Annotated in this window: 18 protein-coding genes and 2 pseudogenes; 17 read left to right on the forward strand and 3 right to left on the reverse strand. The window is 38.8% G+C overall.

What is annotated here, in order from left to right; genetic code table 11:
• The first annotated feature begins 108 nt into the window (after nucleotides 1-108).
• Entirely contained in the window at nucleotides 109-1,125 is a 1,017-nt protein-coding gene (locus BUF11_RS11455) for a glycosyltransferase family 2 protein (protein ID WP_073588987.1), read from the forward strand.
• A 17-nt stretch (nucleotides 1,126-1,142) separates the two neighbouring features.
• On the opposite strand, the gene BUF11_RS11460 is transcribed toward BUF11_RS11455, so the two are convergent.
• Complete coding sequence (locus BUF11_RS11460) at nucleotides 1,143-1,814, reverse strand: phosphatase PAP2 family protein (RefSeq protein WP_073588988.1); 672 nt, start codon at nucleotides 1,812-1,814, stop codon at nucleotides 1,143-1,145.
• A 305-nt stretch (nucleotides 1,815-2,119) separates the two neighbouring features.
• Here BUF11_RS11460 and dtd point away from each other — a divergent pair, with 305 nt between their 5' ends.
• From dtd to BUF11_RS11510, 10 genes and pseudogenes are all read left to right on the forward strand, one after another.
• On the forward strand, nucleotides 2,120-2,572 hold the full coding sequence (dtd, locus tag BUF11_RS11465) for a D-aminoacyl-tRNA deacylase (RefSeq protein ID WP_073588989.1): 453 nt from the start codon (nucleotides 2,120-2,122) through the stop codon (nucleotides 2,570-2,572).
• A 164-nt stretch (nucleotides 2,573-2,736) separates the two neighbouring features.
• Nucleotides 2,737-3,525, forward strand: coding sequence for a hypothetical protein (locus BUF11_RS11470; RefSeq protein WP_073588990.1), 789 nt, complete (start codon nucleotides 2,737-2,739; stop codon nucleotides 3,523-3,525).
• A 234-nt stretch (nucleotides 3,526-3,759) separates the two neighbouring features.
• A complete protein-coding gene (gene cysK, locus BUF11_RS11475) occupies nucleotides 3,760-4,692 on the forward strand; it encodes a cysteine synthase A (RefSeq protein WP_073588991.1) in 933 nt (310 codons plus the stop codon).
• Between the two features lie 215 nt (nucleotides 4,693-4,907).
• Complete coding sequence (locus BUF11_RS11480) at nucleotides 4,908-5,381, forward strand: acyl-CoA thioesterase (protein WP_073588992.1); 474 nt, start codon at nucleotides 4,908-4,910, stop codon at nucleotides 5,379-5,381.
• Between the two features lie 71 nt (nucleotides 5,382-5,452).
• Nucleotides 5,453-5,722 (forward strand): sporulation transcriptional regulator SpoIIID, encoded by a 270-nt coding sequence (spoIIID, locus tag BUF11_RS11485; RefSeq protein ID WP_073588993.1) that lies wholly within the window; start codon nucleotides 5,453-5,455, stop codon nucleotides 5,720-5,722.
• Between the two features lie 75 nt (nucleotides 5,723-5,797).
• On the forward strand, nucleotides 5,798-6,181 hold the full coding sequence (locus tag BUF11_RS11490; protein WP_242952363.1) for a NusG domain II-containing protein: 384 nt from the start codon (nucleotides 5,798-5,800) through the stop codon (nucleotides 6,179-6,181).
• 147 nt (nucleotides 6,182-6,328) lie between these two features.
• Nucleotides 6,329-6,454: pseudogene (locus BUF11_RS11495) on the forward strand (sporulation transcriptional regulator SpoIIID); the annotation flags it as partial.
• Nucleotides 6,455-6,554: 100 nt separating this feature from the next.
• Nucleotides 6,555-6,818 (forward strand): DUF3791 domain-containing protein, encoded by a 264-nt coding sequence (locus tag BUF11_RS11500; protein ID WP_242952364.1) that lies wholly within the window; start codon nucleotides 6,555-6,557, stop codon nucleotides 6,816-6,818.
• On the forward strand, nucleotides 6,808-7,323 hold the full coding sequence (locus BUF11_RS11505) for a DUF3990 domain-containing protein (RefSeq protein WP_073588994.1): 516 nt from the start codon (nucleotides 6,808-6,810) through the stop codon (nucleotides 7,321-7,323). The genes BUF11_RS11500 and BUF11_RS11505 overlap by 11 nt, the downstream gene beginning before the upstream one ends.
• Before the next feature lie 199 nt (nucleotides 7,324-7,522).
• Nucleotides 7,523-7,759, forward strand: a complete 237-nt coding sequence (locus tag BUF11_RS11510) for a hypothetical protein (protein ID WP_242952365.1) — start codon at nucleotides 7,523-7,525, stop codon at nucleotides 7,757-7,759.
• Here BUF11_RS11510 and BUF11_RS11515 read toward each other — a convergent pair.
• Nucleotides 7,754-8,707, reverse strand: a complete 954-nt coding sequence (locus BUF11_RS11515; RefSeq protein WP_073588995.1) for a magnesium transporter CorA family protein — start codon at nucleotides 8,705-8,707, stop codon at nucleotides 7,754-7,756. The two genes, BUF11_RS11510 and BUF11_RS11515, sit on opposite strands and share 6 nt — an antisense overlap.
• Nucleotides 8,708-8,927: 220 nt before the next feature.
• Between BUF11_RS11515 and BUF11_RS11520 the strand changes: the two genes are divergently transcribed.
• From BUF11_RS11520 to BUF11_RS11530, 3 genes are all read left to right on the forward strand, one after another.
• A complete protein-coding gene (locus tag BUF11_RS11520; RefSeq protein ID WP_073588996.1) occupies nucleotides 8,928-10,352 on the forward strand; it encodes an NCS2 family permease in 1,425 nt (474 codons plus the stop codon).
• Nucleotides 10,353-10,516: 164 nt separating this feature from the next.
• The gene (locus BUF11_RS24345; protein WP_175562043.1) at nucleotides 10,517-10,684 is read left to right on the forward strand and encodes a hypothetical protein; all 168 of its coding nucleotides are present in this window, start codon (nucleotides 10,517-10,519) and stop codon (nucleotides 10,682-10,684) included.
• Nucleotides 10,681-12,171, forward strand: a complete 1,491-nt coding sequence (locus BUF11_RS11530; protein WP_073588998.1) for a recombinase family protein — start codon at nucleotides 10,681-10,683, stop codon at nucleotides 12,169-12,171. Before BUF11_RS24345 ends, BUF11_RS11530 begins: the two co-directional genes overlap by 4 nt.
• 65 nt (nucleotides 12,172-12,236) lie before the next feature.
• On the opposite strand, the gene BUF11_RS11535 is transcribed toward BUF11_RS11530, so the two are convergent.
• On the reverse strand, nucleotides 12,237-12,461 hold the full coding sequence (locus BUF11_RS11535; protein ID WP_073588999.1) for a helix-turn-helix domain-containing protein: 225 nt from the start codon (nucleotides 12,459-12,461) through the stop codon (nucleotides 12,237-12,239).
• 177 nt (nucleotides 12,462-12,638) lie between these two features.
• Here BUF11_RS11535 and BUF11_RS11540 point away from each other — a divergent pair.
• The 3 genes and pseudogenes from BUF11_RS11540 to BUF11_RS11550 all read left to right on the forward strand — a co-directional run.
• Nucleotides 12,639-12,803: pseudogene (locus BUF11_RS11540) on the forward strand (sporulation transcriptional regulator SpoIIID); the annotation flags it as partial.
• A 320-nt stretch (nucleotides 12,804-13,123) separates the two neighbouring features.
• On the forward strand, nucleotides 13,124-15,115 hold the full coding sequence (locus BUF11_RS11545) for an NAD(P)/FAD-dependent oxidoreductase (protein WP_073589000.1): 1,992 nt from the start codon (nucleotides 13,124-13,126) through the stop codon (nucleotides 15,113-15,115).
• Nucleotides 15,108-16,088: a polyprenyl synthetase family protein gene (locus tag BUF11_RS11550; protein WP_073589001.1), complete on the forward strand. Its 981-nt coding sequence runs from the start codon at nucleotides 15,108-15,110 to the stop codon at nucleotides 16,086-16,088. The genes BUF11_RS11545 and BUF11_RS11550 overlap by 8 nt, the downstream gene beginning before the upstream one ends.
• Nucleotides 16,089-16,097: the final 9 nt, after the last annotated feature.

The following is a 16,097-nucleotide window of genomic DNA, read 5'->3' on the forward strand; positions in this document are numbered from 1 at the left end:
TTAAAAAAACTCTATATAATAAGTATAGATATACCAAATTTTGAGAAAATAAAGAGACAGACTTTTTAGCTGGAAGAAATCAATGAAAAGAAAGGACGCCACAAAGTTATGAAGTTATTAAGTGTTGCGATACCATGCTATAATTCACAGGAATATATGGAACACGCCATCAAGACTCTTTTAACCGGGAAGGATGAAATGGAAATTATCATAGTAGATGACGGCTCAAGTGATAATACAGCTGCCATAGCAAATGACTATGCAAAACGTTACCCGGATATTATCAAGTTTATTCATCAGGAGAACGGAGGACACGGCGAGGCTGTAAATACAGGACTTGCAGCTGCTACCGGACTGTATTTTAAGGTAGTGGACAGCGACGACTGGGTAAATGAAGCTGCGCTTGAGAAGGCTCTTTCGACCCTTAGAAGCCTGGTGGCTGACGGCAAAACGGTGGACCTTTTTATTGCTAACTACGTATATGAAAAACCAAGCCTTAATAAACATAAGGTAATGGATTATAAAACAGCCCTTCCGCAGGACAAGGTATTTACCTGGAATGACATTATGTATTTTAAACAAAGCCAGCATATCATCATGCATGCAGCCATTTACCGGACAAAGCTGTTAAAGGATTGTGGATTAAGACTTCCAAGCCATACCTTCTATGTGGACAATATCTTTGTATACCAGCCCCTTCCTTATGTCAGAACCATGTATTATCTGGATGTAAACCTTTACCGCTATTTTATTGGGCGTGACGACCAGTCAGTAAATGAAAAGAATATGATAAAGAGGATTGACCAGCAGATACGTATTACAAAGATAATGATTGACTATAAGGATATCATGGCAATTAAGAACCGGAAACTTAAAAATTACATGATAAAATATCTGACTATGATGATGACGATTTCTTCTGTATTTCTTATTAAGGAGAATACAACCGAGAGCCTTGCAAAGAAGAAGGAACTTTGGGAGTACTTAGAGCAAAGTAATAAGAAGCTCTATAAAAAGATTCATAACAAAGTATTGGGAAGATCCATGACACTGCCAGGAAGAACCGGAAGAAAAATCGTAGAGATGGGATATAGAATATCAAAAAAAATCTATGGGTTCAGCTAATGCTGACCCATAGATTTTTAAGATAAGTTCAAGATTTCTTTTTCCTTCGCTTTTGCTGTGTGCTTACCGGTTACCCAGACATAAACTACAAGGTACATAACCAAGGCAAGCAGAGCCCCCATAATCACATCAAATGCAGAATGCTGTTTTAAAAATACCGTGGACATACATATTAATACGGTCAGTATGTTGGCGCCTGCGGTCAGCCACTTTTTCTTTTTTAAGACTTCACTCTTATTGATAGCAATAGCAGCCCCAATGGAATTTAGTACGTGGATACTGGGGCAGACATTGGTGGCCGTATCCGTTGAATAAAGAATTGCAATAATACGGATTAAGATATTGTCTCTTCCGAGGTCGTTCAGATTGGGCCTTAGGTCTTGTCCATTGGGCCATATTGTGTAAATGATAAGGCATATGGTCATACCAATGAATAAAAAGGCTGTGACTTTGTAGAAATCACTTCTTGAAGTCAGGAAGAAATAAGACACGGTGGCAAAAATGTATAAGAACCATAGCATGTAAGGAATCAAAAACCATTCGTTAAACGGAATTATGTCATCCAGCTTTATATGGATGACATGGTAATTTCGCGTAACAGTCCTTTCCAGATAATAAAACCACACCATATAGACGATGAAGTAGGACAAAACCCAGGCATGTTTATATTTATGAATTAATTTTTTCAATCAAAGGCCTCCGATTATTTATTCAATTAGGGTATAGATACAATACACGAATTATAGCATAGGAGGGACAAGATAACAATAATCTTCAAAGATTCTTTTGAGGATATTAAGGAAAATGTAAGAAACATGGAGGTTGGTGTGAATTATTGAAAAACATAATTCACACTCTGATTGATGGCAGTGCCACATCTGCAAGCAGATGCGGAATGCAATGGGAGCTAGGTTGAAAAAACAAAAAGCTGTTTTTTCAACTACCAATTAACGAATATCCAATCGAAGGTTGGATATTCAGGAAAGAGGTTAGTATGAAAGTTGTAATACAAAGGGTAAAGCATGCCTCTGTTACGATAGAGGAAAAAATAAAGGGCAGTATAAACAGAGGATTTTTACTGTTAATCGGGATAGGAAAGGAAGATACCAGAGAAACCGTAGATAAATATCTGGATAAAATATTAAAGCTTAGGATATTTGATGACGAAGAAGGGAAGACGAATCTGTCCTTAAATGATATTAACGGAGATATCATGGCCATATCCCAATTTACGCTTTATGCGGATTGCAGAAAGGGAAACCGTCCGAACTTCTTAAATGCTGCGGGACCGAAAGAAGCAAAGGAGCTGTATGAATACTTTCTTAAAAGCTGCAAAGAGAAGTACGGGCGTGTGGAGTCCGGTGAATTTGGAGCAGATATGAAGATAGACCTGTTAAATGATGGGCCGTTTACTGTAGTATTAGATAAAGAAATGTTGGGCTATTGACAGAAAAAAAGATTTGAAGAGACTCTTCTTATTATATAGGAAGAACTGTCGAACGGTTATAAGGCATTCTTCTTGTAATATAGGAAACCTTTCTTTATAATGAAATGTAACGTGAAAATCATAAAACAATTTTCACTTTCTATGGAATTGTAAAGGGAGGGAATATGGCAGGATATAAGCGCTGTATTATCAGCTTCTCTTTCCTCTTTATCAGCATTTTTTTCCTTTCTTTCGGGGCGCTTTCTATGAATAGAAGAGTAATTGCCCATGCCGGAACCGGGAAGGCAGATAGCATGTCTTTTGAAACGAAGGGGGAAGAACCGGTAATCCGTTTTGGAGAGGAAAAATTGTCAGCTTATTTTGGAAGGGAAGAGGGAGAACTTACGATAGATGGCACAGAGGAAATTCCTCTTATAGAATTCTTAAAGGGGGAGAAGTTGTCCATAATCTTTCACCTGAAAGTCCCATCCGGGAATAGCAGTAAAACACTGGAAGAAAAAGAGCCTTGTAAGGTGGACTTAGAATTATCCAAATACCCCGTTTACTGGCGCCTTGTCACAGAAAAGGAAGTATTAGGGGTTGGAAATTATGAGGTGAAATCACCGGAAAAGTTCAGAGAATTGCTGCCGAAAGCTATAAACGGTGTAGAAGCAGAATATCAGGTGCTAAGGGCAGAAAAAGCCTCACAGGAAATTCTGCTTGAGATGGGGCGGAAAGAAAATTGCAAGGAGGGAAAGGTGTTAGAGGACAAGCTTAAACTAAGCAGTTTGCCTCCGGAGCTAAGACTTAAGGATTTTGGAAAGAAGAAGGGAGAGACAGTGGGGAAGCTTGAGTTGATGGCAGATTATTCCTTTCGGTTACCGCTTCTTCGAACAGAAGAAAAGGGTCAATACACACCGGCAATTCAGGGAAAACTTACGCTGGTAATCTGGCGTGAAGTCTATTACGATTGAGGAAGTAAAGTAAGATACAAAAGATTTAAACTGCGAAAAGCAGTTATTTTTTTATCTCATAGGAAATTACGTCCTATAAGATAAAAAGCCAGACTCTTTCTTACAATCTCTTAATTCATACTAATCATATATGAAAAATAAAATAATCATTGACAAACAAAAATACCTGTGCTAGATTATAATTAGACAACAAAAAAACAATAATAAATAATAAAAAGGTAAGGAGAATAAGTTATGGGAAAAATCGCAAAGAATCTTACAGATTTAATCGGAAGAACCCCGTTGCTGGAGCTTGTTCAGTTTAACGAAGCAAATGAGGTAAAGGCAAAGATACTAGGTAAACTGGAATATTTTAATCCTGCCGGAAGTGTAAAGGATAGAATTGCCAAGGCTATGATTGATGATGCAGAAGAAAGAGGAATCTTAAAACCCGGTGCGACCATCATTGAACCGACCAGCGGAAACACAGGAATTGGCTTAGCATCTGTAGCAGCAGCCAGAGGCTATAAGATAATACTGACAATGCCTGAGACGATGAGCATTGAAAGAAGGAATCTCTTAAAGGCTTATGGAGCAGAGCTTGTATTGACAGAAGGACCTAAGGGTATGAACGGAGCGATTGCAAAGGCAGAAGAGCTGGCAAAAGAAACTCCCGATTCTTTTATCCCCGGTCAGTTTGTTAACAGTGCCAATCCTAAAGTTCACAGAGAAACCACAGGACCTGAAATTTGGGAAGATACGGACGGAAAGGTTGATATTTTTATAGCAGGTGTCGGCACCGGTGGAACAATCACAGGTGTTGGTGAATTTTTAAAGAGCCAGAATCCGGATATTAAGATAATAGCAGTAGAGCCCAGTGCATCTCCGGTATTATCCAAAGGAACTCCCGGACCTCATAAGATACAGGGAATCGGTGCAGGCTTCGTACCTAAGACATTAAACACAGAGGTTTATGATGAAATCATAACCGTTGATAATGAAGATGCATTTGCTACAGGCAGGCAGATTGCCAAGACCGAAGGACTCTTAGTGGGTATTTCTTCCGGTGCGGCAGCATGGGCAGCCATTCAGGTTGCAAAACGCCCTGAAAATGCAGGGAAGACGATTGTTGCACTGCTTCCTGATACCGGCGAGAGATATTTATCCACACCGTTGTTTTCTGAATAAATAAAATAGCTTATATAAAAGAATAAAAAGGTCTGCGGTATTTTTAAAGGCATGGTTAAAGGATATGCCATTTAAAGATACTGCAGGCCTTTTATGCTTTCATTACTCTAAAAAATTTAACTCTCCTTGACAAAAGAGAAAGGGTTGGATACTGTTAAAGAGAAGGACAATTAGCAGCAAAAACAAAAGAAAAATTATCTGAAAGGGGATTATATATGAAGGAAATAAAAACAGTGGAAGAATCTATGACAGAGCAGGTTCACCTTCTAATGCCCGCCCACATTAACGGAAGCGGCCGGCTCTTTGGAGGACAGCTCATGGAATGGATTGATATTGTGGGAGGAATTACAGCAAAACGTCATGCGGAATGTGATATTACTACGGCAGCCATAGACAATCTTCAATTTAAGGCGGGGGCTTTTATTAATGATACGATTGTGCTGACAGGCAGAATAACCTTCGTGGGAAATACCTCCATGGAGGTAAGGGTGGATACCTATCTGGAAGAGCTTTCAGGAATGAGGAAACCCATAAACCGGGCATATCTCGTATATGTAGCAATAGATAAGGACGGCAGGCCGGTGGGGGTACCAAAGCTTCAGCTGGAAACCGAAGTGCAAAAAGCAGAATGGGACGGAGCAATAAAGCGGAGCAAGCTTCGTAAATTAAGGCGTACAGAAGGCTTCTAACGGACTTTTCTTCTGGCATATAAGAGGACAAACAGGCATATATTAGAAAAAACACGCTTGGGGGCCCTGGTATGCATCCTTATATGGAAGAGAGAATTATTGAGCTAGCCAATTATACCATTGAGAAAAAAGCCACGGTACGGGAGACTGCTATACGGTATGGTATCAGTAAATCAACCGTACATAAAGATTTACAGGACAGACTGCCATGTATTAATAAGCAGCTTTATTCTGAGGTAAATGAAGTACTTATGTTAAACAAAGCGCAACGGCACATAAGAGGCGGACTGGCTACAAGAAGGAAATACAAGAAATTAAGCGGCACTTCTATTCTTGCATAAAACGGATTGCCAAGGTATAATAAAACTCTGCTATGCAATAATAATTACAAAAGTATATGGATAAGGAGCTGCATTTTGGATAAGAACACTTATGTGAAAAAGAAGGATATCATTTTATTGCTTATTATTCTCTTTATAGCGCTTGCCAGCCTGCTGATTTTTAAGATAACACAAAAGGACGGGAATATGGTAGTGGTAACGATAGACGGAGCGGTATATAAGGAATATCCTTTAAATAAAGATATTTCGGTTGACATACAAGGAGTAAAGGGCGGAACAAATCATCTTGTGATAAAGGATGGTTATGCGGATGTTACAGAAGCAAGCTGTCCTGATAAAATATGCGTAAAATCCAGAAAGATCAGCAAGACGGGAGAAAGTATAATTTGTCTGCCTAATAAGGTTGTGGTAAAAATCGAAGGGAAGGATTCTCCGGAGGTGGATGGTTCCACCAATTGAAAATAAAAACAGGAGGTAATATTTACATATTTATGGGGGCTGCCAAAAGCAGCTCCTTTTTCCTGTCTTTCATGCAAAGGAACAGGATATAATTTGCAGCAGTCATGCATACAATTATAGAAACAAGTACAATAGGGGGATATCCTTTTGAAAGGCTATATAGAAGAAAGGGCAGTAGAAATAGCCAACTACATAATTGATAATAATGCGACAGTAAGACAGACAGCAAAACAGTTTGGCATTTCAAAATCAACGGTACATAAAGACGTTACAAAGATGAACGGTTAGTTTGAAAAATAAAAGGCACTTCCAAATTTCTATTTAAGCAGTATCGCAGGAGGACCTGCGATATGCATGGAGGTTAGTTTAAAAAATGTGTGGAGTTAGTATATATCTTCAGAAAGGTGTGGTATGGATGGAAGAGTCGGAAAACGACAAGAATTTGATGGTGGTTGAAGCAATTGAAGGTTATGCCTGGAATCACGGGATGCAGCCATGGGAAGTCGTCCTGCTGTTTCGGAAGAACGGAATCTTAGATCTTTTGCGGACCCAGTATAAGACATTGCATACACAAAGTATGGAAGAAAGCATATACTTTGTTGAGGACATATTAAGGAGAGTGCTGGATGCAAAATGAAATTTATCTTTATCATGGAACAAATGTAAAGTTCGAAGAGGTAGATTTGAGCTTTTCAAAGGACAAAAGAGACTTTGGAAAAGGGTTTTATACGACAACCTTTAGGGAACAGGCAGAGGGCTGGGCAGAAAACATGTATATCAGGTATGGCGGAGAGGGCAGGTATGTCATGGAGTTTAAGCTGGAATTATCGGATGAGCTGTCGGTGATGAATTACCCCGGGCTTACCAGTGAATGGCTGACTATGATAAAGAACAACAGACTCTATGGCGGAATCCAGCATACATATGATGTGGTAATCGGACCTGTTGCAGATGATAATATCATGCGGACAATTGCTTTATATGTAGCAGGAATATACAGCCAGGAAACAGCACTCTCGCAGCTTCGCCCATACAAAGCCCATGACCAGATCTCACTGCACACTCAAAAAGCCCTAAACCATCTCACTTATTTGGGAAGAAAAGAACTTCCGCCTTTAAAAACCCTGTCATTGGCTGTATAGGATATCCAGGAAAGGAATTAGTTTGAAAAATGCATTGCATTTTTTAAATTTCTTATTTGGGCAGTATCGCAGGCAGGCCTGCGATATGTATGGGGATTAGTTTGAAAAATAAAGACATTTTTTAAATTTCTATTTAAGCAGTATCGTGTAGATTGCAAGCAATCTACTGGAAGACCTGCGATATGCATGGAGGATTAATATGATGAAGAACCAATATGTTTACAGAAATCAGGATATAACCCTTGATATTATGTTGAAAATTGAGCATGTTGTACGCTTGATATCAATAGAAACAGGAAAATCCTTTGACGATTGCCTTTATGACTTCTACCGGTCAAAGGCTTATGCCATGCTGCAAAAAACAAGCTCTCTGATGTGGGCAGAGAGCGCTGAATTTATCACAGATGAATTTTTCAGGGAAAACAAAGTGCTATAAGAACTTCTTTCTCTTAAAATACAAGATATTAACAATTACAACTACAATGCTTAAGATAATAACAAAGGGATAGCCAAACTGCCAGCTAAGTTCGGGCATATTATTAAAATTCATACCATACCATCCCACAATAAGAGTAAGGGGCAGGAAGATGGTAGTAATTACAGTAAAGAGCTTCATTATATTGTTCAAATTATAATCCATTCTGGCATGATAAGCATCTCTTACATGGATACTGTAATCGTCAAGCTTTTTGACATTGTTGCTTAGCCTTATAACACGGTCGGTAAAAAGCTTAAAATAGCGAAGGCGCCCTTCCTCAAAAATACCAATGGAATTATCCCTTAACTCTTCACCTATTAGAATAAGCTGTTCATAGTAATTATCCAAAAGCAGAAGTCTTTTTCTTACCTTTGTAATCTCATGGTAAAAATCTTTTGATAACCTGTTATCGTCAATACTGTCCTCAAATTCACTGATACTATCTTCAATCTCCTCTAACAGAGTGTAATTATTTAAAAGCAGGCGTTCCAGAAAACCGTATATAAGGCGTTCCAAAGAAATCTTAGTGAAATTAATCTGGTCCAGAGATTCAAATAAGTCCATATGGATACTGTTGTCCTGATCCTTAATAATAACGATAAGAAATAAATTTTCTTTTGTATAAATACCAATTCTATCCTCCAGATGGATAAAATACTTCGTATCAATAGCTGTTATAATACCAAAGTGGTAATCATCATAGATACCCATGATGCCATGAAGTTTTCTTGTTATATCCTGACATTCCATAACAGTTGTCTGTGAGAAGCCAAATACGGTATAACATTCCGTCAGCTCTTTTAAGCTGATAATACCAAGCGTCAGAATGGAAGGATCGTATTCCTTTATTGTAATTGGGCAGAGTCTGTCCTTAAGCTGGTAAAACATAAGTTTTTCCTTTCCCATAATCTTTTCTTTCAGTATAGCATAAAAATATGCAGTGTAAATATTTACAAAGTAAATATGAAAACTTTCCGTATATATAAGCTGATTATATTAATAATATTATTAAAAGTAATAAACGAAGAGTAAAACAGAACTTTTAAAAGTTGATAGAATCCATTATAATAAACTGTGTTCGCTTGTGTTGAAGCAGTTTTATATTATACAAAAAAAGGAGAAAGTTATGGAAAAGTTTTTTAAACTAAAAGAAAATGGTACCACAGTTTCTACGGAAATTATGGCGGGGATTACAACCTTCTTTGCAATGGCGTACATAATATTTGTAAATCCGCAGATTTTAAGCCAGACAGGAATACCTTTCGGAGCGGTATTTTTAGCAACAATTATTTCATCTGTTGTAGGCACTCTGGTTATGGGACTGTTTGCCAATGTACCTTATGCGCAGGCTCCCGGCATGGGGTTAAATGCTTTCTTTACCTATACAGTTGTATTTCTTCTGGGATTCTCCTGGAAAGAAGCTTTGGCAATGGTATTTTTATGCGGACTCATCAATATCCTTATCACAGTTACAAAAATACGTAAGTTGATTATAAAGGCGATTCCTTCCGGCCTTCAAAGCGCAATCGGAGGCGGTATCGGTATCTTTATTGCTTATATCGGAATAAAGAATGCAGGCTTAATCAAGTTCACATTAAATCCTGAAACTTATACCGATGTAGGCGGCGGAACAATTGTTGGAAACAGCAGTGCAGTTCCCGGATTGGTGGACTTTAATAATAAGGCGGTAATCCTTGCCTTGATCGGTATTGTTATTCTCTTTGTTTTACTAATTCTTAAAGTAAAAGGTGCCATTCTGATTGGTATTGCAGTTACAACGATTATCGGTATCCCTATGGGTGTTGTTAATGTTTCGGATTTACAAAACACCAAAGGATTGGGTGAATCATTTAAACATTTAGGAGAAGTATTCGGAGCCGCTCTCGGAGCAGAAGGAATCGGTTCACTGTTTAAAGATGCGTCCAGAATACCTCTTGTATTAATGACTATTTTTGCTTTCAGTTTATCCGATACCTTTGATACCATCGGAACCTTTATCGGAACCGGTAAGAGAAGCGGTATCTTTGATGCAGAGGATGAGAAGGCACTCCAGGAAGGAAATGGATTTAAGTCCAAGATGGACAAGGCATTATTTGCAGATTCCATCGCAACCTCCATCGGAGCAATTTTTGGTACTTCCAATACTACGACCTATGTAGAGAGTGCTGCGGGAATCGGAGCCGGCGGACGTACCGGTCTTACAAGTGTTGTAACGGCGATTTTATTTCTTCTTAGTATTTTCCTTGGACCTATCGTTAATATCGTACCTACCCAGGCTACCGCACCTGCTCTGATTGCAGTCGGTATCATGATGATGTCCTCCTTTAAGGAAATTGACTGGACTGACTTAGATATTGCTATTCCTGCTTTCTTTGCTTCCATCTTTATGGCGTTCAGCTACAGCATTTCCTATGGTATTGCTGCGGGATTTATCTTCTACTGCATCGTAAAGGTTTGCAAGGGAAAAGCAAAAGAGGTTCATCCCATTATGTGGGTTGCAAGTGCGTTATTTGTTTTGAACTTTGTTGTGTTGGCGCTTATCCAGCACTAAAGAGGATCTGTAAAATATAGTTTGCCCCGCAAGGGGGACAGAAGAAACCCTATGACTTTCCATTCACACTGTATGATGGAAAGTTATAGGGTTTCTTCTATACAAAACAATCATATCATAAGGAGGGGTGTCATAAGATTAAATAAAAACAATTGGTCGGAAAAATGAAACAATTAAAACAAGACAAGCAATTTTCAAATAAGCAAAAATTAAAGGTCAGCATACAAAATCCCAACCCGCCTTTACAAACTGCAAAATACCTGGCTGCAATCATTCTGGAAGAGCTTAAGGAGGGGGAGAGGCCCCATAGCGGGAAGGATGAAGAATATTGAAAGCGGCAGCATACTGCAGGGTCTCTACTAAAAGCGAAGAACAGCTTGACAGTCTGGCTAGCCAGCAGAAATTCTTTTTGGATTATGCGGGAAAATATGAGTTTGAGCTGGTACATATTTATGCGGATGAGGGAAAGAGCGGCACCAAAATGAAAAACCGGACAGAACTGCTAAGGATGTTAAAGGATGCGGGAGAAGGAGAGTTTGAAGTCGTCCTCATAAAAGACATTTCAAGGCTTGCAAGGAATACGGTAGATTTTCTTACCAGTATACGAAAATTAAAAGCATGGGGAATAAAGGTTGTCTTTGTAAATTACGATCAGACCTCTTCTGAAAGTTCAGAATTTATGCTGACTATGCTAAGCGCTATTGCCCAGGAGGAAAGTGCCAATACTTCAAAGCGTGTAAAGTTTGGCAAAAAACAAAATGCCCGGCTTGGCCGTGTGCCCAACCTGGTATATGGTTATGATAAGGTACCCGGGGAGTATTTTGATTTACGGATAAACGAACAGGAAGCAGGAACGGTAAAAAGGATCTTTTCATTATATACCAAAAGCGGGAAAGGTGCTTTCCAGATAGCGAATATTTTAAACAGTGAAAGGATAAGAACCAAGAGAGGATGCTTGTGGAACCAGGCAAGTATATGCAGGATACTTGACAATGAAATTTATACCGGAAAGGTTATTAACGGAAAAGAAGAAATAGAAGATTTCCTTACGGGAAAAAGGAAGAAGAATACAAAGAATGACTGGTACATAACCGATAAACCGGAATTAAGAATTATAGAAGAAGAAACTTTTAAAGCAGCTCAAAAGATTAAGCAAAAACGCAGGAAAGATGAAAAGGAATTAAAGTTTCGGGAATCCTATAAGCATCCTTTCAGTAAGCTGATAGTGTGCTCTCACTGCAAGGGCTATTTTAGAAGGATTACAAGAACATACAAAAACACTGTCAATTCATGGGTATGCGGTACCAGAAACCAAAATGGAGCGCAAAGCTGCCAGAATGCTCTTTCAGTGAAAGAGGAAGAACTTTTAAGTATTCTATATCAATATTTTAAAGAAATATTAGAAGCATATCCGTCTACAGCAGCAGCGTTGCTAAAGGAAGGGGAGGCCGTTACGGCAAGTGAATTCCTTTTCTACATACAGGAATTAGAAAGAGAAAAAGTAAAAAGAGAAAAAGAACGGGACCGGTACATAGAGCTCTACACCCATGAGGTAATAAGCCTTGAAGAGCTGAAGTTACATACGGACAGAATAACCGAAGCTCTTGATAAGCTGAAAGAACAGCTGAAAAAAGAAACAAATTTAAAAAGAGACAGCAGCATTTCCAAAGAAGCCACAGAAAATTCAGAGGAAAATAAAAGGCTTGAGTCTTATATAACGCAAACCTTTTCAAAGAATATGAACTTAAAACGGATACTAAAGAAAGTTGAGGCAGACAAGGAGGGGAATATTGTAGTTTACATAAAGAATATCGGGTGACTTGTTCGTACGCTGCACATACCAGCCAGGTATTGTATGTGCAGCTTTTGGTTGGATACCGGTATTCATTCTCTGTTTAAGAGCCATAATATACTGACATTTAAAGAATCGGCCAATGCTACCAGTTCGACATCCGTAACCGGTCTTTTGTAGGACTCAATTTTAGATATGGAGGTACTTTCCATATAAACACCTCTTATGGCTAATCTGGCAAGTAAGTCAACCTGCGTAATTTTCGGGCTTTTTTTATATCTGGCCTCTCTGACCCGGTCTCCTATTAGATTTTTCATACTATCACTCCGTTTAAGTTTATTTGGCAACAACTTGATTATAAAAGATGTAAACGATAATATATTGCTCGAAGAGCAAATCATTCGACAAAAAATAATAAAATAACTATAAAAAGCGTTACTATTATAACCTAAAGTATGAGACTTATCTCCTGGAAATAGTTCTTTCTTGTTTTTACTGTACATAAAGATGTAACAGAACGTTTGGGGCAGATCAATCCTTCTCTGGCCAACAGAGCCAGAGTTGTGCTGGACTTAAACAAGTCTGAAAGGCATATCAGAGGCGGATTAGCCACAAAGGAGAAATATTTACATAAAACCAAGTATAGTCAGGTATACTAAGGTTGAATGGAGAATAAAGTTATAATCATGCATAAGGAAAAGGCTCTTCTAATATCCGGAAGAGCTTTTTTTATTCCAATGGTTCTTTACTGGAAGATATCATCTATGTATTTGATTTTTCACACATATCTGGTATAATCTAAATAAATATAAGATGTACAGTCGGAAACTTTTTATTTGGGCTGTTTCGCAGGTAAGCTTGCGAAGTGCATGGGTATTATTGAAAAACTTTATTAATTAATTAACGATATTACAAACATAGTTGACGAATCAAGTTTTATTTGATACAATGCATCTGTAAATCAGCAAAGGAGAAGAAAATGGAGAAAAATATTGTTATCGTCGGTGCCGGATATTCAGGTATTCTGACAGCGAAAAAACTTGCGAAAAGATTTAAAAAAAATCCTGAAGTAGCCATTACCATTATAGATAAGAACCCTTTCCATACAATGCTTACGGAGCTTCATGAAGTTGCGGCAAGCCGCGTAGATGAAGATAGTATCAAGATAAGCTTAAAGAAAGTTTTTGCCGGAAGAAGGGTGAAAGTAGTACATGATACCGTAACATCCATTGACTATACGGATAAGAAGGTTGTTGGAAATTTAGGCGAATATCAATATGATTTCTTAGTTCTTGCTGCAGGTTCCAAACCAACCTTTTATGGAGTACCGGGAGCGGATGAACACTCCTACAAGTTATGGTCTTATGAAGATGCAGTGAAGTTAAAAGACCGTATTCATAACGTTTTCAGACAGGCTGCTTGTGAAACAAATGTCGAGGAAAGAAAGAAGCTTTTAAGCTTCTATGTTGTGGGAGCAGGCTTTACAGGCGTTGAAATGGTGGGAGAACTGGCAGAATATGTTCCTATCCTTTGCGAGAAGTATGAAATTGACAGAAGAGAAGTAACTCTTTTTGATGTAGATGGTTTAAGCCGGGTAATTCCGAATCTGACAGAAAAACTTTCTGCCAAAGTAGCAAGACGCCTTGACAAAATGGGCGTATCTCTTATCTTAAATGCTACTGTTTCAGCGGTTGGAAACGATTTCATAGAATTAAAACAGGGTGATAAAGTGAATCACTATACCGCGGGAACTATTGTCTGGGCAGCCGGTATCCAAAGTGCCGATATTACCCAGGAAGCCGGTAAGAACTTAGAGCTTACCCGAGGAGCCCGTGTACAGGTAGACAGCTATTTGCGTTCAACAAAAGATGAGAAGGTTTATATCGCCGGAGATAATATGTACTATGTACCGGAGGGAGAAGAACGTCCTGTTCCCCAGATGGTAGAAAACTGTGAACAGTGTGCGGATACCATTGCCCACAATATTGTATGTGCAGTAAATGGACAGGGTGAAATGGAGTCTTATAAACCATCCTTCCACGGCGTTATGGTCAGCATCGGAGGCAGGTACGGAGTAGCTTATGTAGGAACTCCAAAGCATATGTTCAGCCTGGCATCCTTCTTTGCAATGTTTACAAAACACTTTATCAATATTATATATTTTATCCAAGTGCTCGGATGGAACAAAGTGTTCAGCTACATTAAGCATGAGTTCTTTACCATAAGAAACTGCAGAAGTTTTGTAGGAGGACATTTCTCCAACAGAACACCAAGTTTCCTTTTAATCTTTTTAAGAATATGGCTTGGTGCCGTATGGGTGTATGAAGGCGTTATGAAGATCGTAGAGGGCTGGTTTAATTCTCCCAAGCTCAATGATTTCTTTGGCGGAGCCAATACCTGGTACAATAGTATTTTAAATGCAGCAACAAACGTAGCAACAAAAGCGGTGGAATCCGGAGCTGCTGATGCGACCTCCTCTGCAACGGCAAGCGGCGGCGGTGAAGGTGCTGCCCAGGCAGCAGGTCAGGTATTGATGAATTTTAATTTTCTTGGATTAGTAAAATTTATCTTTGTAAGCGGTAAGAAACTGTCGGAATCCACACTGAATGATTTAGCGTTCAAATTAGATATTCCTCTTATGAACTGGTTTGTAAATCACTTAATTCTGCCTTACAATGGAATGCAGATGTTTATGCAGATATTTATTGTAATTGCAGAGGTTCTTATAGGACTTGCATTAATAGGAGGACTTATTACAGGTCCGGCAGCTGCCGTATCCTTAGTGCTTCAATTCATGTTTGTCTGCACAACCGGCTTGTACTTAAATACCTTCTGGATGATATTTGCAGGAATTGCTATGTTAATTGGCGCAGGAAGAACCTTTGGCATAGATTATTACGCTATGCCGGGACTTAAAAAATGGTGGAAGAAATTACCTTTTGTAAGAAAGTTGTATATCTATAATGATTAAAGAAAAGATAAACAGTAAGAATGAAACTGTTCTGATACCGGCTGACGAAGCTTTTGAAATGACAGTAAAAGAAATGGAAGAGGCTATTGCGAAAGCACCAAGGGTGGTTCGCCAATACACGACCCACCTGCTCTCTTCCAGAGGCAAAAATATCCGCGCTGGCGCTCTGATTACCTGCAGCCAGAATGAAGAAGGATTTGTGCATCCTAATACTGTTAAAATCGCGGCGGCAATTGAAGTCCTGCATCTGGCTACACTGGTCCATGACGATGTAATAGATGATGCGGATTTACGCCGCGGCGAGATGACTCTGCAAAAAAAGTACGGCAAGAAAACAGCTGTAATATGCGGTGATTATTTGCTGTGTACAGCCCTTGTCCTTGCAGCTTCCATATCAGAAAAAGAAAAATACCTTAATCTGACCTTGCCGGATTATGCCGGAAAGATATGTATGGGTGAACTAGAGCAGCATATTAATAATTTCAATTTGAATTTAACAATATATCAGTACCTTAAGATTATATCCGGAAAGACAGCTGCATTATTTGAAGCATCTTTCTATGCAGGAGCTGTTTTGGCGGGATATGATAAGAAGGAGTGTAACCGTTACAAGCAATTGGGTTTTTATGTAGGAATGATATTCCAGCTTACGGATGATTTGATGGATTTCGAATCTACCAAAGAAATAAGCTTAAAACCCGTACAATCTGATTATGAACAAGGAGTAATAACGCTTCCTTTAATCCATACGCTAAAGAGTGCGGTAGATTTTAAGCAAAAGGCAGAGAAAAAAGACATCACCAGGCAGGAAATAAACACGGCTGTTAAACACTCCGGAGGACTTTTCTTTACGAAGCAGATTGTTGACAAATACTATAAAAAAGCAGTAAAAACGATGGATGAGCTGTCTCTTGACTCTGTAAAAAAAGCAAAGCTTACAGAAGTATTAAATAAAGCATCCCGGTTAAATTAAAGGAGCAGC

The organism is Anaerocolumna xylanovorans DSM 12503 (assembly GCF_900143645.1).
Classification (GTDB): domain Bacteria; phylum Bacillota; class Clostridia; order Lachnospirales; family Lachnospiraceae; genus Anaerocolumna; species Anaerocolumna xylanovorans.